21 protein-coding genes are annotated in these 24,935 nt (G+C 25.4%); 17 read left to right on the top strand and 4 right to left on the bottom strand.

What is annotated here, in order from left to right:
• The first annotated feature begins 63 nt into the window (after window positions 1–63).
• The 8 genes from HF996_RS00100 (at window position 64) to HF996_RS00135 (ending at window position 8,728) form a co-directional block, all read left to right on the top strand.
• On the top strand, window positions 64–1,038 hold the full coding sequence (locus HF996_RS00100; protein WP_168910086.1) for a YwaF family protein: 975 nt from the start codon (window positions 64–66) through the stop codon (window positions 1,036–1,038).
• 109 nt (window positions 1,039–1,147) lie between these two features.
• Window positions 1,148–1,639 carry a hypothetical protein gene (locus HF996_RS00105; RefSeq protein ID WP_168910087.1) on the top strand — a complete coding sequence of 164 codons (492 nt, stop codon included), beginning with the start codon at window positions 1,148–1,150 and terminating at the stop codon, window positions 1,637–1,639.
• Window positions 1,639–2,148, top strand: coding sequence for a DUF4231 domain-containing protein (locus tag HF996_RS00110; protein WP_168910088.1), 510 nt, complete (start codon window positions 1,639–1,641; stop codon window positions 2,146–2,148). The genes HF996_RS00105 and HF996_RS00110 overlap by 1 nt, the downstream gene beginning before the upstream one ends.
• Complete coding sequence (locus tag HF996_RS00115) at window positions 2,141–2,527, top strand: DUF4231 domain-containing protein (protein WP_168910089.1); 387 nt, start codon at window positions 2,141–2,143, stop codon at window positions 2,525–2,527. The genes HF996_RS00110 and HF996_RS00115 overlap by 8 nt, the downstream gene beginning before the upstream one ends.
• 152 nt (window positions 2,528–2,679) lie before the next feature.
• Window positions 2,680–4,515, top strand: coding sequence for an ABC transporter permease (locus HF996_RS00120; protein WP_168910090.1), 1,836 nt, complete (start codon window positions 2,680–2,682; stop codon window positions 4,513–4,515).
• A complete protein-coding gene (locus HF996_RS00125) occupies window positions 4,515–5,237 on the top strand; it encodes an ABC transporter ATP-binding protein (protein WP_168910091.1) in 723 nt (240 codons plus the stop codon). Before HF996_RS00120 ends, HF996_RS00125 begins: the two co-directional genes overlap by 1 nt.
• Entirely contained in the window at window positions 5,224–7,788 is a 2,565-nt protein-coding gene (locus HF996_RS00130; protein ID WP_168910092.1) for an aromatic motif membrane protein, read from the top strand. Before HF996_RS00125 ends, HF996_RS00130 begins: the two co-directional genes overlap by 14 nt.
• Complete coding sequence (locus tag HF996_RS00135; RefSeq protein ID WP_168910093.1) at window positions 7,778–8,728, top strand: aromatic motif membrane protein; 951 nt, start codon at window positions 7,778–7,780, stop codon at window positions 8,726–8,728. Before HF996_RS00130 ends, HF996_RS00135 begins: the two co-directional genes overlap by 11 nt.
• A 42-nt stretch (window positions 8,729–8,770) precedes the next feature.
• Here the strand turns inward: HF996_RS00135 and HF996_RS00140 are convergent, their stop codons facing one another.
• Window positions 8,771–9,670: a lactate/malate family dehydrogenase gene (locus HF996_RS00140; protein ID WP_168910094.1), complete on the bottom strand. Its 900-nt coding sequence runs from the start codon at window positions 9,668–9,670 to the stop codon at window positions 8,771–8,773.
• A 225-nt stretch (window positions 9,671–9,895) separates the two neighbouring features.
• Here HF996_RS00140 and HF996_RS00145 point away from each other — a divergent pair, with 225 nt between their 5' ends.
• The 6 genes from HF996_RS00145 to HF996_RS00170 all read left to right on the top strand — a co-directional run bounded on the left by HF996_RS00145 (window position 9,896) and on the right by HF996_RS00170 (window position 16,903).
• Entirely contained in the window at window positions 9,896–11,584 is a 1,689-nt protein-coding gene (locus HF996_RS00145) for an ABC transporter permease (RefSeq protein WP_254427721.1), read from the top strand.
• Window positions 11,584–12,324, top strand: coding sequence for an ATP-binding cassette domain-containing protein (locus HF996_RS00150; protein WP_168910096.1), 741 nt, complete (start codon window positions 11,584–11,586; stop codon window positions 12,322–12,324). Before HF996_RS00145 ends, HF996_RS00150 begins: the two co-directional genes overlap by 1 nt.
• Window positions 12,311–14,197 carry an aromatic motif membrane protein gene (locus HF996_RS00155; RefSeq protein WP_168910097.1) on the top strand — a complete coding sequence of 629 codons (1,887 nt, stop codon included), beginning with the start codon at window positions 12,311–12,313 and terminating at the stop codon, window positions 14,195–14,197. Before HF996_RS00150 ends, HF996_RS00155 begins: the two co-directional genes overlap by 14 nt.
• 51 nt (window positions 14,198–14,248) lie before the next feature.
• On the top strand, window positions 14,249–14,794 hold the full coding sequence (locus HF996_RS00160; protein WP_168910098.1) for a hypothetical protein: 546 nt from the start codon (window positions 14,249–14,251) through the stop codon (window positions 14,792–14,794).
• Window positions 14,795–14,858: 64 nt separating this feature from the next.
• Entirely contained in the window at window positions 14,859–15,464 is a 606-nt protein-coding gene (gene trmB, locus HF996_RS00165; RefSeq protein ID WP_168910099.1) for a tRNA (guanosine(46)-N7)-methyltransferase TrmB, read from the top strand.
• A 62-nt stretch (window positions 15,465–15,526) separates the two neighbouring features.
• Window positions 15,527–16,903 (top strand): leucyl aminopeptidase family protein, encoded by a 1,377-nt coding sequence (locus HF996_RS00170; protein ID WP_168910100.1) that lies wholly within the window; start codon window positions 15,527–15,529, stop codon window positions 16,901–16,903.
• A gap of 49 nt (window positions 16,904–16,952) precedes the next feature.
• Here the strand turns inward: HF996_RS00170 and dnaJ are convergent, their stop codons facing one another.
• Both dnaJ and mnmA read right to left on the bottom strand, forming a co-directional pair.
• On the bottom strand, window positions 16,953–18,071 hold the full coding sequence (gene dnaJ / locus HF996_RS00175; protein WP_168910101.1) for a molecular chaperone DnaJ: 1,119 nt from the start codon (window positions 18,069–18,071) through the stop codon (window positions 16,953–16,955).
• 44 nt (window positions 18,072–18,115) lie between these two features.
• Window positions 18,116–19,243, bottom strand: coding sequence for a tRNA 2-thiouridine(34) synthase MnmA (gene mnmA / locus HF996_RS00180; protein WP_168910718.1), 1,128 nt, complete (start codon window positions 19,241–19,243; stop codon window positions 18,116–18,118).
• A 137-nt stretch (window positions 19,244–19,380) separates the two neighbouring features.
• On the opposite strand from mnmA, the gene dcm_N reads away from it, so the two are divergent.
• From dcm_N to HF996_RS00195, 3 genes are read left to right on the top strand one after another with little or no spacing between them, the layout of a single operon-like run.
• Window positions 19,381–20,574: a DNA (cytosine-5-)-methyltransferase N-terminal subunit gene (gene dcm_N / locus HF996_RS00185; RefSeq protein ID WP_168910102.1), complete on the top strand. Its 1,194-nt coding sequence runs from the start codon at window positions 19,381–19,383 to the stop codon at window positions 20,572–20,574.
• Between the two features lie 4 nt (window positions 20,575–20,578).
• Window positions 20,579–21,736, top strand: coding sequence for an MAG4270 family putative restriction endonuclease (locus HF996_RS00190; protein ID WP_168910103.1), 1,158 nt, complete (start codon window positions 20,579–20,581; stop codon window positions 21,734–21,736).
• 43 nt (window positions 21,737–21,779) lie between these two features.
• Window positions 21,780–23,156: an FAD-dependent oxidoreductase gene (locus HF996_RS00195; protein ID WP_168910104.1), complete on the top strand. Its 1,377-nt coding sequence runs from the start codon at window positions 21,780–21,782 to the stop codon at window positions 23,154–23,156.
• A gap of 67 nt (window positions 23,157–23,223) precedes the next feature.
• Here HF996_RS00195 and HF996_RS00200 read toward each other — a convergent pair whose 3' ends face one another.
• Window positions 23,224–24,828, bottom strand: coding sequence for a potassium transporter TrkG (locus tag HF996_RS00200; protein WP_168910105.1), 1,605 nt, complete (start codon window positions 24,826–24,828; stop codon window positions 23,224–23,226).
• Window positions 24,829–24,935 lie beyond the last annotated feature (107 nt).

Genomic DNA, 24,935 nt, shown 5'->3' on the forward strand with positions numbered 1-24,935 from the left:
ATTTACTTTTTGTTATAATTTTTGCCAGTAGAGTTTAAAATACTATAAAAATGAAGGAAAATTATGATTACAGATGCTTTTAATTGAAGAGGAAATCAAGTAGATTTTGCAAGTAGTAAAGCAGTATTTTTTTCTATAGTAGCAATTGCTTTTATAGTATTATTTGTAATTTATCTTTTAAGATTTAAATTGAGAAATTTTTATCAAAATCATCCAATTATCATTAATTACTCATTTAAATTTATCGCAGTAATAATTTTTTTATATTCATTTGTAAGTAGAATTGCTGTTTTAGAAAGTTATGATTATATTTATAAGTGAGAATATTTGCCACTTCATTTGTGTCGTTTAATGACAATAGTTATCATAATAGTTTTATTTTTTAATAAAACACAATACATTAGATTTTTTACTATACCATCATTTGTTGGCGCTACTTTAGCTTTAGTTTTTACTGAAATTTCAAGAAATGAAAGTACTATTTTAGATGATAAACTTTATAATTATGATTCTAACGTTGTCTGAAATCGCCAAGGATTAGACTGAGGATATGATTCATATTTATTTTGAGAATATTTAATTACACACTTAATAGTTTTAATTTTTCCATTTTTATTACAAATGGTACAACCTAACAAATTTAGAATCACTAACAAAGTTGTATTACAATCCTGCTTTATAATATTTGTTTGTGCTACATTTTTATTTACATTAAACTGAATTTTTTATGCTGCTAGTCATCATAGTTTAAATGTAAAACTACAAATAGCTTACAATGCAAATTGATTTTATTTTGGACACAAAGGCTTATCTGTTTTAGGTATTATTTCACAACGACCTTATCAATTATTTAGTTTATCTATAATTTTTTTCTTAGCATTTTGATTGATTTGAATAATCACAATTTTCCTAAAATGCTTTGAATTTGAAGACAAAAAAGTAAAATTTAATAATTTTAAAATCACTTTAAAAGATAATTGAGAAAGAATTGACGACTTTTTTAATTTTAAACAAGGTAGCCGATTAGAAAATGATTAATTCTTACAAAATTAACTTTGCACTGTTTAGTAGAATTAACAAAAAAGAACTAAATTAAAACTTCATCTTTCAATTTTTTAAAGACTAAATATGGTAAAATTATAAAACTATGAACCCTATAAAAGAACAATTATTAGAGTACATAGATCAAAAACAAGCAAGATTAACCAGAAATAAAATTCTTGCCTTTCAATTTTCAAGATTAATAAAATACATTTCCTTGTTTGCTAGTTTAACTATAGTAGTGCTAGCTGCGGTTGTTATTTATCTAGAATTAATTAGATATAATAAAATTCCAGTAGCCACAAGAAAATCATTTTTCGATGAATTAGGTTTAACAATAGTTTTAGCAACTACCATTGTTTTAACTTTTGTTTTAAACATTTTTTTGGGTGTTTACAAAGAAATAATGAAGTATCACGATTACAAAAAAGCTCAACGTGAACTCAATTATATTTACTTGAAAATCGAATCTGATCCTAATTACTCTTATGAAACTTTCGAGTCAGATTTTAAAGAAATCAACGATTTTTATTTAGCGAAAAAAGATGTTTCCAAACTAAAATTATTAAAAAAAGCAATTTTAGGAGTTAAAAAATAATGCTAAAACCTGTTAAATTAACTAGTAGTGGATTAGAATTTACAAACTATTTATATTCTAAGACATCAAAAAAAGCTAAAATTTATCAAGCAATTTTTTGAACCTGCTCTTTATTTTCGATCTTTTTCGCTTTTTTCGCAGCGCTCATGGGAGTTTTTAAATTAGCTTCTTCTAGACTTGATGAATTTAAACCTTTTGCATCAATTTTCCAAATCACAGATACTAGTTCAGGAAAACCAGTAATTGTAGATCAATGACCAATATTTACTTTATGAATCAACATAATTTTAAGTATAGTAAACGGTTTAATTGCTTTATTTTTAGTTAAAAACAAATGAATTAGAAACAAAGAGCTAAATAATTTCCTAGAATTAGAACTAATTTTATTTCATTCAAAATCAGGAAAATATAAAGACAATCCCAACCCTGAACTTACTTTGTTTGAAAAAGTCAATGATTACTTTGGTAATACAACCAGGTTAAAGAACAGAGAGGTCAAAAATGACTAGAGAAGTGCAAATTCAAAAAATCAGAGAACAAATTTCTTTCCTTGCTCGAAAAGCCAGAATTTCCAAATCTATTTTTATAATTGCCAGCATAATTTTGATTTTAATGGCAGCATTTAATGGGATTTTATCAGCTTATTCTATAGCTAAAAATCCTAACCTCTCTGCAGTTCGTTTATTTGTGGCAATAGCTTTTTTAAATGCGATCATTGCTTTTTTAGGAAGTATTACAAGTTTTTTTGTGTTCGATAATATTTATAATAAAAACTCTAAAAAAATAGAATTTTTAATCGATAGAAAAAAAGAATTAGAAAAAAATCCTAATATAAATTTAGACGATTTAGTATTACAAATTTCCAACATAAAAGTTGATTCAGAGTAGAAAAAAGAAGGAATTTTTCCTTCTTTTTTATTATATTTTTTTAATAAAATAATATTTTTAAATTTTTGTATATAATTAAAGCATTAATTTTTATTATTTATTAAACAAAAAAACACATTTTTAAAAATTTTATATTTTTAGTAGAAAGATTGATGAATAAAATTACATATTATTCACCATTTAAAAATAATAATTATTTTAAAGTTTTATTTAAAATAATTTTCAAGAAAAAAAGTACTTTTGCATTGCCAATTGTATCTTTTATTTTAACTTTAATATTAGCAATTATTACTCTGACATTAGCAACCGCTAAGTCATTTTTAATTTTTACTTATATTACTTTATTTATAAACTTACTATTTACAGTAGTTTATAGCTCATACAAATTTTTAAACATTTTTAAAGATTTAAGCTCACAAGGCTTAGATATTATTACCTTCACAAAACCATACACTAGACAGTACATCATTTTAACTAAAATTTTATTTTTAGTATTTTTAGCTTTTTTATGATCTTTACTTTTTCTTCTTAATTTCCTAATTTTTTTCCTAATTAACTTGAAATATATAGATCAAATCAATATGTTTTACATTTGAGCTTTTCTCTCTCCATTTTTTACTTTCTTAATTTTTGGTTCTATTTCAGGATTATTAGTTTTAAGATTTAGTTCAAAAGTATCATTAAGTTTACCAATATTAATCTTTACACCTTTACTTTTTTTAGGAAGTGTACCTGCATTTTTCTCTACCCCAGCAAATGAAAAAATGGCAGAATATTTCAACTTAAATTACAACAATACAGACTCTAACACTATTTTAAGAGCAGAAAAATTTTATTTAAATAACAACAAAGATAATTACTATTTAATCCCAAAACAAGTGGATAATTTGTACTTTGATCAACAACAAATTAGCTTTTTAAATGAAGCTAAAAATAAAGCATCTAACTCTGCAACTTTATGACAAGGTTTATCATACATTTTAGTTCCTTATCAGTTTATTAATATTTTTAACATCAAAGATCAAGATCCTATAAAAACCCTAACTAACATAGAACAAAACGCTTTAAGTAACTACATTTATTATTCAAACTTACAAACAGCAGAAAACAACTATGCTATTCAAAATTCTACAAAATCACTTAAGCAATATGACGTTCTTGCTGATAACAGAATTCAAAAAGTGTTTTTAATCCCAGGTGCTTTAAAAAACAACACTCAATTCGAAAACAAGCTTGACAACAGAGAAATTATTTATGCAAATGAAAATGCAAGTAATTCTGACGCAGTTTTTCCAGAAGATGAAGAATCTTCACCAACCAACACTTCTTTAGTCGGTAGATTAAAATGAAAATATATAAAAGAAATCTTAGAATCTAAGGCCTTTTTACAAACAGCCCAAGCCTTTTATAATCAAATTGATGATAAATCTACCAAAGAACAAATTTTAGATAAAATTGCTTCATTTTTAAAGGAAAGTTCTAATCTAAACTACTCACAAATTGAAGATGAAAATACAGCAGTTTTAAAAAACAAAATTGATATTCGTCAAATTCAATCTTTAACTGAAAAGAAGGTTTATATTGCTACTTCCTTGATTTACTACTTATTTTTTAATAACCCTGATTCAAAAATTCTTGACACTTTATTAAAAAATGAATTAGATAACTACGATCCAGAAACATTTAAAATAAAAATAAATGAACAAGTTTACAACATTGGTGGTTATGCATCTTATGCTTCTCAATCTAAAATAGTAAAAAGACCTGTCGACAATCAACCAAATGCTCAAACAGAAGACAAAGTAATTTACCGTTATGATCTAACTCCAAGCCAAAACTTTTTATTTCAACCTGTGGTTGACATTATTGAAGTTCATCCTACTTCCAAAGTACTTCAAAAACCTTTATTTTTATTAATTTGATTAATAATTTCTAGCTCACTTTTAACAGGAATTTATGTTCTATACAGTAGAAAAGATTATAAATAATGAAAAAAACAATTTTAAAAGTATCAAACTTAAACAAAATTTATAAAAATTCTAATCGAGGTGTTCAAGACATTAACTTCGAAGTTTTAGAAGGAGAAATTCACGCTTTTATTGGTGAAAATGGAGCAGGAAAAACCACAATTATCAAAGCAATTGTTGACGCTTATAGAAATTATCAAGGAGACATTCTTATTAATGGCTTTAAAAACACAACTCCAGAAGCAAAAAAATTTTTAGGCTATGTTCCAGAAAAGTCTTTATTTCCAAAAGAATTAAAAACAAAAGAATATTTACTTTTATTAGCGCAACTTTCAAATCTTAATAAAAAACAAGCAAATCAAGACATTGATAAATTTTTAGAAGCTTTAAATATTCAAGATTTAGCAAGTTCAAAACCTTATGATTTTTCTTCAGGTCAAAAAAGAAAAATTGCTTTAATTCAAGCACTTATTCACAATCCTGAGTTAATCATATTAGACGAACCACTAGCTAATTTAGATCCAACAAGTAGATTCGATTTTATTAAGATTATTCAAGATCTTAGAACACAAGGAAAAACCATTTTTTTAAGTAGTCATAACCTATCTGAAATTGATCAAATAGTTGATTCAGTTACCTTGATAAATAAAGGTAAAATTTACTATACCGGAGCAAAAAAACAAAATTTAAATGATCTTTATTACACACAAGTTATAGATGAGCAAATAGATGAAAAAAATTAAAAAACAACTACCTATAATTTTCAGTTTTTTTGCAGTTTCACCTTTATTAATTTCTTGTGCTCAATCAGAAGTTAGATCCTTCAAAAATGAAGAAAAAAGAACACAAAACAACTTAGCTACTAACTTTTTAAATACAAGTTTAGCTTCTTTGTTAGACTCTGTTTACCAACAAGAACCAGCAGCAAATGAAACAAAAACAAGCCAAACTTATAAAGACAAACAAACACAAAAAAATCTTCAAAAAGATAGTTTTATACTTGAACAAATTAATTTAGACACTAATAAAACTTTAGAAGAATTAAAATATTCTTTTTCCTTTGTAAACCCAGCAGTTTTTGTAAATGATAGATTTTATGATAGTAAATTAACAATTGTTTTTTCAAAAAATAATATTTGAAGAAACTTTACTAAAAATTGACTATTTATCCTTCAAAATATAGATAAATTTTACTTTGCTTACAATCCATATAAAGGAAAGTACATAAGCTTCAAAGATGAAGATAAAGACTTTGATAAAACAAGTAATAAATTTATCACTTTCGAAAATAAAAACTTCGATTTTTATAAATTTAAACAATTTTCTACGTCCAATTACTATACAAATGAGTATGTTTATTATTTGGTTTATGATAATAATAAAATTATAAAATTATGAACATTTGAGAAGGATAATGCAATATTTGCTAGACTTGATTTTGAAGTTTTAGTGTTTGATAAACCTATTTCTTCTCTTGGTTTGTTTTTAACAGAATTAAATGAACAATCAAAGGCTTTTGAACAAAATATTTTGAATAAAAAAATACAAAATGAACAAAACCTTTTACTTTCACAGTCAGCAAATTCAGCTCTTAAACCAGTGTTGTTTCACGATGGACATGATGATTCAGATGGAGACGATGATGGAGGAGATGGAGGAGATTCTGATACAGGCGGAAATTCAGGCGGAAATAATTCAAACAAAGGAAGTTCGGATTCTTCTACAAATAAAAACCACGATACCGACTCAGATTCTAACGATGACTATAAAAATTTAGATGTAGATGATCCAGTGTATGACGATCCAGACTTTCCATACATGAAGAAAAAAGGCGAGAGTGATGAAGAGTGGGAGAAAAGAAAAAATGCTTTTATAAAAAAATGAAAAGCAGAACATCCAAATGCAACTTCAACAAATAAAGATAATCCAGAAGGTGAAAAAGGAACTAACGAAAACTCTGGTGATGAAGATGATGAAGAAGATGATGCAATGTTCGAAGATCCAGACTTTCCAACAATAAAGACAGGAGAATCTCAAAAGGACTTTGAAAAAAGAAGAGATGAGTTTGTAAAGCAATGAAAACTAAAGCACAAATCTAATATACAGTCCAATCCAGATAAAGCAAACGATAAAAATATTACTGACAATAAAGACAAAGGTCACAACCATAATCATAATGATGGTGATGATTTAGATGACGACGATGACGATGACGATGATATTTTTAGTCCTAATTCTAAATTAACATTGGATGAAAGATTAGACAAAATTAAAGAAAATTTAACCATCGAATTTAACAATCAGGCAACCCAAAGAGAAAAAGCTAAATACGAAGTTTTTAAAGATTCTTATTATTTAACTTTGCTGTCTAGTTTAGATTCTTTAGCTCAAAAATGAGGATATAAACGATTTGCCTTTAGAGATGTTGTTACTTCAGTAATTCAATTAAAAAGAAACTTTGTGCAAGATTCAAATACTACAACTGAAACAAAAATTCAACAAACTAGTGAATTTGATAAGTTTATAAATCACGATAAAGATGTTTTAAATCCAAATGAAACTTTAGAAGAAAAAACAACAAAAAGCATTTATGAAGTTATCAAAAAAGCTGCATATAATAATGATAATGTAGCTTGAGAATCCTTCTTAAATACACAAGAAGGAAAGGAAAATGAAGACAGAATTTGAAAAGAATTAAAAGAGCTTCAAAAAGAAATTCCAAAAAATCCAGAACACTTTAGTAGTCAACATAAAGAACTTTTCAAAAAACTTGAAACATTTTATTCTGATAACTGATTGTTCATTCTTAGAAACTTAGATAAATTCCAAATTAAATTTTCTAACTGATACGCCTTTCCTGAACAAGTTAATAAACTAACTCAACAAAAAGTACACCATTCCCAAAAATTTTTAGATGAAATTAATTCAATGGATGGGGCAGACGATTATTATTTTGTAAATAACAATTTAGAAAGCATTCAAGTTGGAGATGCTTCAATTCAGTCTACTACCTATAAAGATTTTTATATAGTTAAAAACAATGCGCTTATTAATATTAAAGTCATTTTAAACAAAGACAGTAGTGCTGTTCAATTTAACCCATTAATTTATTACTTCCCTAAAGCCAGAACAAAATTATCTGTTAAGATATTGACTCAAATTTTCCACCAAGCTCTTTATCATCAAATCCAAGAATTTTATGACGCTTTTGAAAACGATTTTATTAATAAATATAGATATGGTTTTGTTGCCCAAATGCTTTTAGAATTAAAAGGAGATAAAAATGAAAAATAAAAAAATTTTTATGATATTTTCTTCAATTTTTCCTATATCTCTTTTAATTTCTTGTTCTTCTTCCAGTGTCTCAACAACAGACTTAAAACAGTTTAAACAAGAATATAAAAATCAAACTTTCAAACAACAAAAAGAAGAAAATTGAAGACAATTTTTAGAAAATTCTGTTGTTCAAAACCTTTTAAAACTTGCCTATCCTAATGAAGAAGACAGAAACAAATATATTGGACTTCAAAAAGAAATTGATTCAGAAAAACAAACTAAAAAACTAAGAGAAGATTATTTTTATTATTCTTACATAAGAACAGAAACTGCTGCTTTTGACAAAGATAGTACTCCGGTTTTTTATACTAAATCTAGAGATAATATTTTTGAACTAATAAGAAATGACTGACTTTGATTTTTATATTACATAAATAATATTTATTTTATAAAATCATTAAAATCTTTAGACTTATTTCAAAAAACAGGTGAAGAATTTACAGAAGATATTAGAGCTTCCAATACCTCTAGTTCTCAATTTTATAAACCTAAAAATAATTTCTTTACTAATATGATTTATGAAGAAGTAAATAATAATTTTGATGAAACATCTACCATTATTAACAGTGTTACTTATTTTAAAGAATATAAAATTTTATTTACAAATGAAGACAATTTTATTTTTGATCTAACTGTGAGACATATTTATGATCCTAGCAAAACTAAAGTTATAGATTCTAAAATAACTTTTTCTCCATGATTGAAAATTTTCCCTGACTACTTAAATGGTAAAAAAACTGATTTTAATCTTAAACAATACTCTTTTATAACACTTCATTTTGGTGCAGGAAATACCTTGAAAATAGCAAGATTAGATAAACCAATTTATGAAGAGTCATTAGGTGGAGATCCAATAGACTTTTCAATAATAGATTTTGATTTTGACAAATCCAAGTAATTTAAAAAACTCTTCAAAAAGAAGAGTTTTTTTAACATTTTCTTAACAAATTTTCTTTATATTTTCATATAAATTATTAAGTCTATGCCCGTATTCTAATAATTTATTTTGTTCTTGTTGAGATAATGTTATAGTTTTAATTCTTTTTACCCCATGAATGTTCACAACAGCAGGTAATGAAATAAAATTTTCTTCAAAATCATAGTATTTTTTTGCAAAAACATTAACAATAAATGAATATTCTTTTTTATGATAAATACTATTTATAAACTTAAATAAAACAAATGAAGCAGCAAAATGGGGGTTACCCTTTTTTACAAAAATTTCCATATCTTTTTTATTAATTATCTCAAAAATAGAGGTTAATAATGTGCTATCAGTAATTCTGTATTTTTCTTTTATTTCATCAAAATTAGTAAAATAATTATTTTTATCGCCTAAAACTACCGCATCAAACTCATAATTTTGAATTTGTTCTCTAAGTAATTTGTGTAGTCTTAAATTCTCAATCATTGTTCCAAAGCCAACAATTTTTTCTAATTCTAAACCAGTGTGTTCTGCGTATAATTTTGCAAGCACAGATGTTGGTTGAGTTAATAAAATAGTCAAACCCTTGAAACCAGATTGTTTAACAAAATAAGCAATTTCAACAATAACTCTTGCGTTTTCTTCATAAAGTTCATGTTCTAACTGCCCTGGCATAACTCGGCTTTTTGCGCCTATTATTAGTAAATCAATATTTTCCAAGTCAGAAAAATTTCCTGCTTTTATTTTAAATTTAGAATTAGCAAAACCTAAAATATCTTCAAAATCAAGAATATTTCCATCTCTTGGTCCTTCAAATTTGTCAATTATTAAAATCTCATAATTATCATGAGACAAAATTAAATTATTAATTAAGCCAATACAAACTTTATCAGCTCCAACAATTGCTATTTTCATACTATTCATTTCTTTATTAGTAATTAATTATAATCAAAACTATATTATATTTAAATTCTTATTTGTTATAATAAATAATAAAATTAATAAGATTAGAAAGAAAAATAAAGCATTTTCCTTATGAAAAAACTGTTCAATTTATCAATATTTAAAAAAAATTTATACTTCAACACAATTAGTCAATATGTTTTTTCAAGGAAAAATACATATATTCTGCCGTTAATAATGGTTGTGTGAAGTTTTATTTACTCATTAATATCTTTTTCTTTTGCTCACGAAGATAATTTTTTAATTTTTAGCTTTATGTTTTTTCTAATTAACCTTCTTTTTACAGTAGTTTTTGCTTCTTGTAAGTTTTTAAATTTATTTTATGATTTACATAAAGATGGATTAGATGTTATTTTGTTTACTAAGTCATATTCTAGAAAATATATTAATGCAACTAAAATTTTGTTGTGTGTAATTTTAGCAACAATATGATCTTTTATTTTCATGGGTTGTAATTGACTCTTTTATCTTTTTAACATAACATATATTAATCAAATTAAAGCGTGATTAGCTTGAGATTTTTTTTCACCCTTTTTCACTTTTTTAGTTTTTGGATCAATTGCAGGACTTCTAGCCTCAAGACTAAGTTTTAAACTTTCTGTGCTTACACCGATTGCTATTTTTACACCTTTACTTTTTTTAGGTACAGGAACTTCTGTGTTTGCAAAACCAAGTAATTTGAATTATGCACATTATTTAAATTTACCTGATTCTCAAACTGACTCACAAACAGTTTTAGATTTAGAAAAGTTTTATTTAAATAATAATGAAGATACTTTTTATTTGATTCCTAAAAAACTTTCAAACACAAAAATCAATGAAAAACAAGCAAATCTCCTTTCCGATTATTGAAATAAGTCTTCCTCTTCTTCACAATTGTGACAAGCAGTTACTTATCTTTCTTTACCTTATCAATTTATAAATGTATTTAATCACAAAAATCAAGGCTTACTAAAACCAAGAGTAAATAAAAAAGATCAAGCTTTAGGAAATTACATATATTATAATGGTCTGGAATCTTCAGAAAACAGCTATGAAGTGAATAATTTTGTTGGCTTACCAACTTATAATTTAACCTTAAATCCAACCAATAAAAAACAGTTTTTGGTTCCAGGTGCTTTAAAAAACAAAACTTTTTTAAAAAATCAAATTAACACTAACATAATTTATGCAAATACAAATGCTTCAAATTTTAATCATCATTTTAAAGAAGATGATCAAATATTTGGTGTTCCAAATAATTTAGTTGGTAAATTAAAATGAGAATATTTAAAAGAACTATTAGAATCAAAAACCTTCATAAATGAAGCTAATATGTTTTTTAGCAAGTTATCTAATAATTTAAATAAAGAAGAAATTTTAAGCAACATTTCTTCTTTTATAAAGCAAAATGAAGAAAACTTATACAAAAATTTGACCGACAACAACACAGTAGTATTAAACTCAGTTTTAGATAATTCAAAAATTAAAAGCAACATAGAAAAAAATATTTATATAGCAACAGGGCTTATTTATTACTTATTTTTTAATCAAAATAAATCAATAATTTTTGATAATTTATTAAAAAACAAAGACGGAAGTTATAAACAAGATAAATTTTTAATTACTATAGATAATGAAGACTATTTTATAGGAGGTTATTCTTCTTTTGTTTCAGAAGAAAAAAATATTAATAACAAATCTATTTTTAGATATCATCTAAATGAATCAGAAAATTATTTATTTCAACCTGTTGATGAAATTTATCAAGTAAAAATTAAAACACAAGTTGTTAAGAAAAACACCTTTATTCTTGAGTGAATGCTAATTTCTTTATTGCTTTTGTTTTCTTTATATTCTTTACATAACAAAAAGGATTATGAATAATGAATTCCAATTTAATGTTAAAAGTCAAAAATTTAAAAGTAAATTTAAGACTAAAAAATCCTATAGTTAATAAAATAAGTTTTTCTGTTAATCTCAAGGAAGTTCATGCTCTAATCGGTGAAAATGGAGCAGGAAAAACAGCAATTATCAAGTCTATTGTTAATTCTTATGTAAATTACACAGGTGAAATTCAAATAAATAATTCAAACTCAAAAGCTACAAATTCAAAATCAATTTTAGGTTATGTTCCATCAGTTATAGATTTTCCAAAACATATAACAACTTATAAATATTTAACTTTGTTAGGCAAGATTTCAAAACTAACACCAACTTTAATTGATAAAAGAGTAGAAAAATTTTTATCTATCTTTAAAATTGAACATCTAAAAAATCAAAAACCTTACAATTTTTCTTTAGGTCAAAAAAGAAAAATTTCCTTCATTCAAGCGCTAATTCACAACCCTAATTTTATAATTCTTGATGACCCTTTAGCTAATCTAGATTTCAATAGTAAATTAGATATAATTAATATATTAAAACAACTAAAAAATCAAGGTAAAACTATTTTAATTAGTAGTAATAATTTAGAAGATATCGATATGCTTGTTGACTCAGTTACCTATATAAAAGAAGGAAAAATTATTTATTCAGGTAAAAAAGATCAAAAGTTAGAGACTTATTTTACTTCACAATATATTAAACAAAATAATCAGGAAAATGTCACAAATGAAAGTAAATAAAAAATATTTTTCAGTCTTATTTTTGCCTTTATTTTCTAGCCTTTTGCTCTCGTCTTGTTCAGAGGTTTCTACTTTTTACACTTCTTCACCTACTGTTCAAAAAAAAGACAGTAATTCAATAGAACAACTTTTAAATAACATATATATTGACAAACAAGATCAAAAACAAACCTATATTTTTCAACAAAATACTTTAGATAAAAACAAGCAATTAGAAGAATTAAAATATTCTTTTTCTTTATATAATCCAAGTTTGTTTAAAATTAATACAAAAATAAGTCCTAACTTAGATTTTTTAGCAAAACAAACTATTTATAATAATTTTAGTAATAACTGATTATTTATTTTAAGAAATATAAAAAACTTTGAATTTGCATTTAATCCATATTCTTTTTCTTATTCTCCTTATTCAGGAGAAAAAGAAGATTTTGGAAATCAAGAAGATAAATTTTTAAAAATAAAAAACGAAAACTTTTCATTTATAAAAAAAGAAATCGTTACAGAAAATAATTATTGAACTGAACAAAATATTTATTATTTAATTTTCGATAAAAATAAAATTTTGAGATTATGAACTTTTGAAAGAAATCAACAAATTTTTGCAAGATTTGATTTTGACCTTTTTATTTATAAAGATAATCCTAATTTTATTATTAGTTTTATTGATGATATTCATAACGAAATTTTAAGTTATTCTACAGAAACGCAATCTGAAGAAATTAGTAATATATTGTCTGATCTTCGAAAAAGTGAAGAACAAGAAATTAAAACTGTGTTAGATACCAATAAACAATCAGAAAAAAAAGATTCCAACACTGACCAAAACGTCGAAGAACAGATAAAAAATATTCAGTCATCTTATAATCAAACAATTGATAAAGTTACACAACAAATTAATAAGAAATATTTAGAAAATAAAATTACTCAAGAAGAATCTAAATACAATATTTTAAAAAATAATTATTATTTTTCTTTAAATCAAAAAATAAACAATTTAAATAATAAATGACACTTTGAAAAATTTAGCTTCAGAAACATAGATTCAGAGACGTTACAAATAAGCAAAAACCAAGAAGAAAAAAACAACAATAATGAAGAAAAATGAAGTAAATTTTTAAATAACGATGCAATTTTAAATTTACTTAATATAGTTTTTAATAATCTTGCAGAAAAAGAAAGTTATATTAATTCACAAAAATTTTTAGATTCAAAAATTTACTCAAAATTAATTAAAAGTTATTTATTTTATTATAACCACTTAAACACAAATCCTGATGGTAACCCGTATGCCTATTTAGTGTCTCAAGAAAAAATAAAAAATTTGTTTTCTAAAAACTGATTATGATTTTTATTTTATTTAAATAAAGCTTATTTTATGAGAACTATAAATCCAATAGATTCTGTAGATAGTCAGTTAGATGAGTTACAAAAGGACAACTCAGAATCTTCCGGTTTTTACAGTCCAACCTCCAATGTTTTTTCTGATTTAGTTTACAAAAAAGTCGAAGATAATTTTGACAAACCTCTTTCACAAACTAAAGAATATTTTAAAAAGTATTCGATTCTACTTCAAAATGAAGATAAATTTGTATTTAGTATAGAAGTAATTCATACATATAACAATTTAAAAAATAAAATAAAAAATACTATTGTGACTTTATCACCTTATATTTTTATAGTAAATACTACTAATGACAGTGAACAAAATAATTTAAATTTAAATGATTTAGCCAAATTAATCTTTGCAGGTTCAACAAATAATGTAAAAAAATTTAATTTAACTAAAAAAAATATAAAATTTTTTAAAAACTTAACTTTTAAATCACACTTGTTTATTTTTTCAGATTTTTTCTACAAAAATAAAGAAAAATAAAGAAAAAATGTTATAATTTTTATCAATAAATATTAAGGAAATCAATTAAATATGTTAGACAAGATTAGACATGACGGGAAAACTCAGAAAAAAGCATTTTTATATGAACTCGGTTTCGGTTTTATCTGAGCAGCAAGTCATTTTTATTTAAAAAAAGCTATTATAGGTATTATAAGAGCAGGACTTTTTTGAGTTTCAATATTCATGATAATAACTGCTGTTATTGTTGAAAAAGCAGGTGTATTAGCTAGAACTCAAGATGAATTTTGAGCAGTAATCTGAGTTGGTGTAGCATTTTTAGCTCTACTACTTATTTGGTGAATTATTTTATTAATTCAAATTTTAACTGGAACTTTCAAAGATAACGAAGACACTGCTATAAAATTCTGATCTACCAGAGAAAAATTAGTAGAAGAAATTGAACCACAAGAAACAGTAGAATCAGAAGAAATAATTGAAGAACCAACAGATGAATTTGCAAACAATTTTATTGAAGAAACTGTTATGTTAGAAGATACAGATCCACATAGAGTTGCTCGTATTCATAATTCTAAATGTAAAATTCACTTTCCTCCAATTCAGTTAACAGAGGAATAAAATAATTTATATATTTAAAAATAAAGCAGATGTAAATTTGCTTTATTTTTTTGCAAAGGATAACATGAGATTAAAAAAAATTCCAGATGCATTAGAACAATTAAGAAAATCTAATTTTTTAATAGAAAATTTTCCATTAAAAATAGATAATAATTGAATCGTAGAAATTGGAATGGGTAAAGGTGATATGTTAGTAGAACTAGCGCATCAAAATCCTAATAAAAAATTTTTAGGAATAGAAAAGTTTGATTCTGCAGCAGTTAAAGCTATTAAAAAAGCTCAGCATTATGAATTAAAAAATTTTTTTATAATTTGTTCAGATGTAAAAGACATATTAGAGAAAATTGAAGGAAAAACAAATTTAATATGATTAACTTTTTCTGATCCTTGACCTAAAAAAAGACATTTAAAAAGAAGACTTACATACAAAGATTTTTTAGTAATTTATAAAAAATTACTTTCAGATAAAGGGATTTTAAAATTAAAAACAGATAACGATGGTTTTTTTGAATTTTCAACATTGTCTTTAGAAGAGTTTGGAGCAACCATATTATATTCAACAACTGATCTTCATAATGATATTAAAAACGAGGGTAATATTTACACAGATTATGAAGAAAAATGAAGCAAAAAGAACAAAAACATAAACTATTTAGAAGTAAAATTTTAAAATGTTTTATAATTTGTTTTATCAAATTAATATTACTAAATATAACAAAACGAAGGGAAAAAATGATTAAATATAACAAATTTTTTTCAGAAAATTCATTAGTATTAAGACCTGCTTTTAATACATCTGAAAAAGAGTTTTTACAAAAAGAAAAGTTTGCAATCACTGAATTTTTATCAGAAAGAGAAGTTGCTATTTTTCTTGAAGAACCTAAAGAATTATCTTTAGAAGAAATAAAAAAAATTGCTTCTATTTTAGCGAAATATCCAAGAGAATTAGAGGTTGATTTAGACGCATTTTTTGAATTTTTATCTCCTAAAACACAAAAACAATTTGTAGAAAAACTAGTAGATAGATATATTTATTTAAACGCGGATGTTTATTCAGAAAGAAGTGATAAAGAAAAAACTAGAGCTAAAATTAAAGATTTAACATTAGTTAGCTCAAGACTAGAAGAACTAGAAGACTTTATAGCAAAAGCAGAAACTGTAGCAAATGCAGTAAACTTTGCACGTGTTTTTCAAAATACACCTCCAAACATTTGTAATTCAGAATTTTTAGCAGACAAAATTGTAGAAAAATTAAGCAAAAATTCAAATTTAAAAATCAGAGTTTTAGGAAAAACACAAATTCAAAATTTAGGAATGAACTTATTATTAGCAGTCAACAAAGGTTCAGTTTATCAACCAAGATTAGTGGTTATTGAATATAACGGAAATCCAGAATCTGAAGAAAAAATTGCTTTTGTAGGTAAAGGAATTACTTTCGATTCAGGTGGTTATAACATTAAAACCGGAATGTTTATGAGAGGCATGAAATACGATATGTCAGGAGCTATTATTGCAGCTTCAGCTATCGACACAATTGCTAAATTTTCACCAAAAGTTAATGTAGTTGCTGTTCTTCCTTTAACAGATAACAGAGTAAACGGAGATGCTAATTTACCAGATAATGTTTGAAAATCAATGAATGGAAAATCAGTTGAAATTACAAACACTGATGCAGAAGGAAGATTGATTTTAGGTGATGCTTTAACATTTGCTATTAGAGAATTAAAAGCTAACAAACTATTTACAATAGCAACACTAACAGGTGCTATGTCTATTGCTTTAGGTTCAACTTTTACAGGAACTTTTGCAACAGATGATTCCTTCTGAAAAGAATTTAAAAAAGCAGCTGAGTTCGCAGATGAATTGGTTTGAAGAATGCCAATGCATCCAGAATTTGCTAAAGCAAATAACTCATCACCAGTTGCAGACATTGTAAACGCAGATTACACAGGAAAAGCTGGTTCTTCTTCTGCTGCTATGTTTGTTGCTGAATTTAGAGAAGAATTACCTTTAATTCACTTAGACATTGCAGGAACAGCAAATGTAGACAAAAACCCAACTGGAGTTATGGTTAAAACATTAGTAGAATTTATCTTACATCACAAATAAAAAGCTTCAAAAATGAAGAAAAAACCGGAAAATTTCCGGTTTTTTTATTTTAAAAATCTTTTAATCATTTAGATTTAGTTTTGTCTTTTACAGATTTAAAAATTTCACTAAGTTCTTTCTTTTCGTTTCTTGACAATTCTGGAACATATAATTCTAAATGTACTTTAAAATCACCAATTATGTTTTTGTTTCTTGGATCTTTTGCCCCTTTACGATATATAGTAACTACATCGCCAGATTTATAATTATTTTTAAGACTAATATTTTCCATTCCATAAGGAGTAGGAACTTCTACAGAGTTTTCTTGAATAATATCAGCAACAGAAACAGGTAAAGTTAAATGAATATCATTTCCTGCTCTAGTATAGTGCTTGTGATTCATTACATTAATTTTTAGATACAAATCACCACTAGGTCCCTTATTTTGTCCAGGTCCTCCGAAGCCTGACAGAGTCATATTATCTCCATTTCGAATACCGGCTGGAATATGAATATCAACATTTTTTATTGTTTTAATAATTTTTTGACCCTTACATTTTGAACATTTTTTAGTAATTATTTTTCCTTGTCCAGAACATCTTGAACAAACATTTGTGCTTTTAATTTTACCAAAACCACCAAGTGAAACGTATTCTTCTACAACTCCTGAACCGTGACAATTACTACATTCTTGTAAATCATTTTTTGATTCAGCACCTAAACCATCACAAGCTGAACAAGTTTCATATTTTTCTAAGTCTTGCTTAATTGTTTTTCCTAAAATAGACTCAATAAAACTAATACTTATAGAAGCTTGATAATCACTTCCTTTTATAGGTCTATTACTTCTTTTTGAAGAATTTCCAAAACCAAATCCTGAACCAAAATCAGAAAACATATCACTAAAAAAATCAGAAAATCCACCAAAACCTTGACTAAATCCACCAGCTCCAAAACCACTATTTGGGTCGAAAGCAGAGTGTCCAAATTGGTCGTATTTTGCTCTTTTATCTTTGTCAGAAAGAACTTCATAAGCTTCGTTTACTTCTTTAAACTTAGCTTCAGCGTCTTTTTCTTTGTTTCTGTCAGGGTGATATTTCATAGCTAAAGTACGATAAGCTTTTTTAATTTCTGCTTCGTTCGCACTTTTGTTAATTCCTAAAACTTCATAATAATCTCTTTTACTCATAGAAAGAAATTTTAGCACAAAAGAGCTTGAAGTGCTAAAAAAATTTAAATATAATCAATTTGCTTGTTTTTGAAATAAATTTTATCAATTGTTGCTGCACCAATACACTTTTCTTGTTCATAAATTACAACTTCTTGTCCAGGAGTTACAGCTTTAAATCCTTGTGGATATTCAACAATAATTTTGTTATTTTCCAAAATTTGAATTTTTGCTGGAATATCTTCTTGTCTGTATCTAAATTTAACTGAAAGTTTAGTTGGATCAAAATTAGGTTCAATTAAATTGAAATTTACAGCTTCGGCTTTATCGGAAATTAATCATTGTTCTTGATCTTGAGGAGCTACATAAAGAATTTTTCTCTCTAAATTATGTCCAACAACAAAATAAGGTTGCTCCATACCATTTAACCCTAGACCTTTTCTTTGACCTAAAGTAAAGTACATAATTCCTACATGTTTTCCTATAATTTTATTTTTTGTAATGTCTACAATATCGCCAGGTTGAGCAGGGATATAGTTTTGTAAAAAGTCTGTAAATTTTCTTTCTCCAATGAAGCAAATACCTGTAGAATCCTTTTTATTTTGAGTAATTAAGTCAAGTTCAGTAGCTATTTTTCTAACTTCCACTTTTGTAATATCAGCCAGAGGAAAAATTGTTTTACTAAGTTGATAATTATTTAACTGGGCAAGAAAATAACTTTGATCTTTAGATAAGTCTTTTGCTTTAAAAAGTTTTCCATTTTCTGTTTTAGCATAGTGCCCCATTGCAATGTAATCAGCCTGAAAATTTTTTAATGCATAATCTAAAAAGTGTTTAAATTTAATATTTTTATTACACAAAATATCAGGATTTGGAGTTTTCCCTGCTTTATATTTTTCAATAAAGTCTTCAAAAACTTCTTCCCAATATTCCTTTATAAAATCAACTCTATAGATAGGAATATCAAGCTTTTTGCAAACTTCTTGAGCATCTTGTCAATCTCTTTCTTGAGGACAAATAAAATCATTATAAGAATCATTTCCTTTAATGTCGTTGTTCAAAGTTGAATCTCAGTTACGCATAAAAACCCCAATAACTTCATGTCCTTGTTGTTTTAATAAATAAGCTGCTACTGAAGAGTCAACACCACCTGACATACCTATAACTATTTTTGCCATTTTATTCCTTTCTATTAGTGAAATTAAATTATAAATTAATTTTATTTTTTCTATAAAAAAGAAGCATTTTTTCAAAAAACAGCACTTTTTGCTTGCTATATATATATATATATATACTTTGCAGTACAGGAACTTTTTGCAAAGGGCACTAAATGAAGAAAATTATTAATGTTTTTGAAGTATTTGCAGGCGTTGGTTCTCAATTGAGAGCTTTGAAAAATATAGAAGAAGAACTAGGAGTAGAAATCAAATCTTTAGGTCTAGTAGAGTGATATATTGACGCGATCGTAAGTTATCAAACTATACATTCTCATGAAGAGAAAAACTCATATGTTTCAAAAGAAGTAATGATTAGTGAATTGCAACAATTGACTTTAAGTAAAGATAGTAAAATTCCAGTTTCAAAAAATTATTTTACAAAGCAAAATGAAGAAAAACTAACAAAATATTATCAATATTGTCTTCCTTTTATAGAAACTTTGAAAAATCCTAATTCAGAAAAACTATATTATACAGATATAAACAAAGTAAATGTTATCCCAAAGGATATTGATATTTTTACTTATTCATTTCCTTGCCAAGATTTATCTCAACAAGGAAATCAATTAGGTATTCAAGAAGACACAAGAAGTGGTTTATTGCTTCAAGTAAAAAGAATTTTGAAGCAAAATAAAGACAGATTACCAAAAACTTTATTAATGGAAAATGTAAAATCTCTTACTAATAAAAAGTTTATTTCTGAGTTTGAAGACTGAATTAAATTCTTGAAAGAATTGGGTTATACATCAACTTGAAAAGTAATTAATTCTACTGATTTTGGATCAGCTCAAAATAGAGAAAGAGTATTTATGGTTTCTAAACTTAATAAAAAGGCTTACAACTGACCTGTAAAAATAAAACATAATAAAACTTTAAAAAACATTTTAGACACTGATTCTGAAATTACAAATCAAGTTTTAGAACTAACTTCTAAAATTAAAAGAAAAGGAATAACTGAATTTAAAACTACTTCTAATAACATAACAAAAGCATTTATAAAAGATTGATCTAATTTTAATTCAGAAAATTATGTCTATAAAAATGAAGGATTTGGTCCAACTTTAACAGCTTCAGGCGCTAACTCAAGATTGAAATTTTACTTTAAAAATAAAGACATTTTCAGATACATAAATTATCAAGAAGCTTTTAAATATATGGGTTTTACAAAGCAAGATGCAAATAAAATTATGAAGACAAATTTAGTATCTGAAAACAAAATAATTTTTATGGCAGGTAATTCAATATCTGTAGAAGTTCTTGAACACATATTTAAAAATTTAATCTGTGAAATTAAAAAGGAATTTTAATTTTATGATCAAGAATGTTTTTTGAGATGAAATTTCCATAATTACTAATAACTTTAAAAAAGAAGAACAAAAAGCTGCCAAATTTAAAGGAAAAATAAAATTTATTTATGACTCTAGGTCTTTAGTCATAAGACATTTTTACTATGAATTACAAATGTGTGAAATTGATGTGTTAACAACTCAAAGTTGATTTGAGAGTAAAACAACAAATTTCAGAACTAGAGAAGAAGTCTTTTCGTTTTTAGGTTTAAGTCAAAAAATCAGAACTTTTAGAAGTGAACATGACATTGTTGAATTAGATTCAGCACAATTAGAAAAATTAAATAATTATTTAAAACATAGTTATAAATCTACAATTAAAAATTTTATTCCTTTGACAAGAGGTTCTAATCCATCAGGAGAACTGTTATCCCCCGATAATGCTCCTATAATATTAGAAGAAAAAGTACCATTTTTTAAAAGTAATTTTTCTTTGTTTTTTACTAATTTTTTTGAAGAATATGAAGAAATAACAAGTCAAAAAGAAGAAATTTTTGCAAATAAAAAAATGCAACACAATTACTTTGAACTTTTACAAGAAAAAGCTCAAAATCCAAATTCCAAATTTTCAAAAATTCTAGAAATTATTAAATATCTTTCAAATCCAAACTTGTTTAATCACAAGAGAAAAGAAATGGGTAAGCAAAAAATAGAAGAGTTAAAAAAATTAATTTCTACAGAAAATATAGAAAAATTAGTTCAAAAAAGCAGACAACGTTTTGCACAAAATGTTGAGAAATTTTCAAACAAAATTTTTGACTTTAGTTACACAGAAAGAGCTCATATTTGACCTGTTAGTGACATTAAAAACAAACTAATCGAAATTGATAAGCAACATAACAATGAAAAGCAATTTTTAGATTATCTTAAAGCCATTGAAGATTTTGAAAATTACTTGAATTTAACACCAAATTTACACACAGCTTTTGATAAATATTGATTTACTTTTGATGAAGAAACAGGAAGGTTAAAATTCAAAGAAAACAATAAAAAAACACTTCAATTTAAAGAAGAAATTTCAAAAAACGGCGAAATTGACAAAATTCTTCAAATTCCTTTGCCTTTTTTAACAAAAAACAGAAAAAAATATTTAGAAAAAAGGAATAAACAACATATAATTTAGAGTATAAATCACAATTATAATTGTTTAAAATAAAGGAAAATACATGAAAATTATATCAGTTGGTACAAATCACGCAGGTACCTCATTTTTAAGAACTTTTAGAAAATTAAATCCTACAGCAGAATTAGTAACTTACGATAGAAATACAGACATTTCATTTTTAGGATGTGGAATTGCTCTTTGAGTAGGACAAGAATTTGAAGATCCAAATGGTTTATTTTATTCTAATGTTGAAGAATTAAGATCACTTGGAATTTCAGTAAACCTAGAGCATGATGTTATTGAAATAAATCGTGAAGAAAAATACGTAATGGTGAAAAATTTAAGAACTGGACAAGTTTTTAAAGACACATACGACAAATTAGTTTTTGCTGGAGGAACTTGACCAATTGTTCCACCATTTGAAGGTGTTAATTTAGAGAACATTTTAATTTCAAAAACCTTTACACATGCAAAAGAAATTAAAGCAAAAGCATTAGATCCATCATTACAAAATGTAATTATTATTGGTGGTGGTTATATTGGAATTGAATTATTAGAAGCTTTCCACAAATATGGAAAAAAAGTTACTTTAATTGACATGCAACCTAGAATTATTCCTAACTACTTCGATGAAGAATTTACCTCAAAAATGGAATATGCAATTAGAAACCATGGAATTGAATTAAACTTTGGAGAAAAAGTAGAAAAATTCTTAACAGAAGATGGTGTAACAGTTTCAGGTGTACAAACAGATAAAAACACATATCAAGCTGATTTAGTAATTTTAGCTATTGGATTTAGACCAAACACACAAATTTTAGAAGGTGTTGAAAAATTACCAAATGGAGCTGTTTTAGTAGACGAATTCCAAAGATCATTAACAGATAAAGATGTTTATGTAATTGGTGATTCAGCTTCAATGTGACACAACGCAACAGATACTCACGCTTACATTGCTTTAGCAACAAACGCAGTTAAATCAGGTATCGTTGCTGCATTCCACTTAGCTAAAGGTGAAGAAACTCTTCCATTTCCAGGTTATGTTGGAACAAATGCAATTTCTGTTTTCGGATTTAATTATTCATCAACAGGATTTTCTGTAAATGGATGCAAAAATCATCCAACAATTGAAAATTTCGAATCAGAATATTTAGAAGACTGAGATCGTCCAGAATTTATGCAACACAAATCTAAAGTTTGAATTAAGATAACATATGAAAAAGAAACTTTAAGATTATTAGGTGCACAAATCGGTTCATATGGACAAAGTTTTAATCACACAGAAGCTATTTACTTCTTATCATTAGCAATTCAAAAAAGAATGACATTACCAGAAATAGCTCTATCAGATTTCTATTTCTTACCACACTACAACAAACCATTTAACTTCATCTTACAAGTAATTTTAAATGCTTTGGGATTAAATTACAAAGAGTAATTAACTTATAAATTTATAAAGAAAAAACAAGCAAAATTGCTTGTTTTTTCTTTATTTTTCTTTGACTTTAACCTGTCATAACATCTTCTGTTAAGTATTCAAATTTATTAAATTTATTCTTTTCACTAGATCAAATCAAAATAGAAGAGCTAATACCAAGTTGTCCTATAAACATAATAAAGATTAAGAAAGTTTTAGTATGTATATTTAAGTAATCAAGTATGCCTGTGGATAATCCCGTTGTACCAAAAGCTGAATTTATTTCAAAGAAAAGATGGAATAAATTAAAGGTTCTATATTTTTCTAAATCTGGAATTGAGCTTGAAATTAAAGGATTTTCAATCGTTTTTGTACTTAAATTATCAAAAGAAGAACTACCCACTAATAAAGCAATAACAACTAAAAATAAAGAAATAAAAAATACTACAGATGCTCTATCAGAGTTTTCAAAACTAATAGATCTTTTAAAGCTATGAATAGATTTTTTACCTAATATTTTAGATCAAATAGATAATATGATTATAGCTAAAGTTGTTGTTCGAATACCCCCACCTGTTGATGAAGGTGAAGAACCAATAAACATTAAAAGAGATGAAATAATTAAACTTGGCTGACTTAAATCATAAGTATCAAAGACTGAAAAACCAGCAGATCTGGTAGAAAATGTGTAGAAAATTAAAGCAAAAACTTTATTAGTTTTAGTTCCATAATTAAAAGAACTTGAATCCCCTCAAAAACCTAAAGAAGAACCAGATTTGTTTCAAAAAGAATGTGGATTGTTGGTTTGAGTTTCAAAAATTAAAATAAGACTAATACCAATAATTGCAACTATAAAATAAGTAGAAACAGATATTTTAGAAAACAAAGAAAACTTCATCGGATACCTTTGATTTCTAAAAATTTTGCTTCTTATATAAAGGTAAATATCATAAATTACTGGATAACCAATACCCCCAATAACAAAAAGAATAATTAATCAGATTAATACAAAGTAATTAGAATAATAAGGAGCAAATGAATATTTCCCAACAATATCAAAACCTGCATTATTAAGAGCAGTAATTGTATGAAAAATAGCATATCTAATTGACAATCCAGTGTTTTTATAAGGATTTATTAGTTCTTGATTATTGTCTATTGTTTGTAAAGGTTGAAAATCTCCTGGAACATTATAGAAGTAAAAAGATAGGACAAATGAAGAAAAAATTATTAAAATTATAAAAATTGTTAAGCTAGAAATAATAACGCCTTTTATTTCGCCAAACTTATTTGCTCCCCGTTCAGTTTTTACTAATGATTTTTGGAATAAAGATAATTTGAATCTAAAAATATAGTTAAAAATATAGATTTTTCAAGCAAAAAAGCCGGCTCCTCCAATCAAAATTAAAATAGCCACAATCGCTTGTCCAAATTGATTAAAAGTAGTTGATGTAGTTTTAACTACCAAACCAGTATCACTAAAAGCAGAAACAGAAGTAAAAAAAGCTTCAAAAAAACTTATGTTTTGTTCTTTTTGTAAGGAAATTTTTGAAGTTAATAACCCTGCCCCAATAAGAATAATTAATATGTAAGTTAAAAAAATTCATTTAACTTTATTAAATTTCAAGAAATTATTAAATTTGTTTTTTAATACATCTAAAAAATTTTTTATATTTATATCACTAAATTTCATAGTTTTGAATAATAATTTTAAATTATTTTATGAATATAAAAGAAATTTTGATTAAATTTTAAATTCTTCTTTACTTTTTAATACTTTTTTATAGAATTTTAGCAACT

It is taken from the genome of Mycoplasma sp. 1654_15 (genome assembly GCF_012516495.1).
Classification (GTDB): domain Bacteria; phylum Bacillota_I; class Bacilli_A; order Mycoplasmatales; family Metamycoplasmataceae; genus Mesomycoplasma.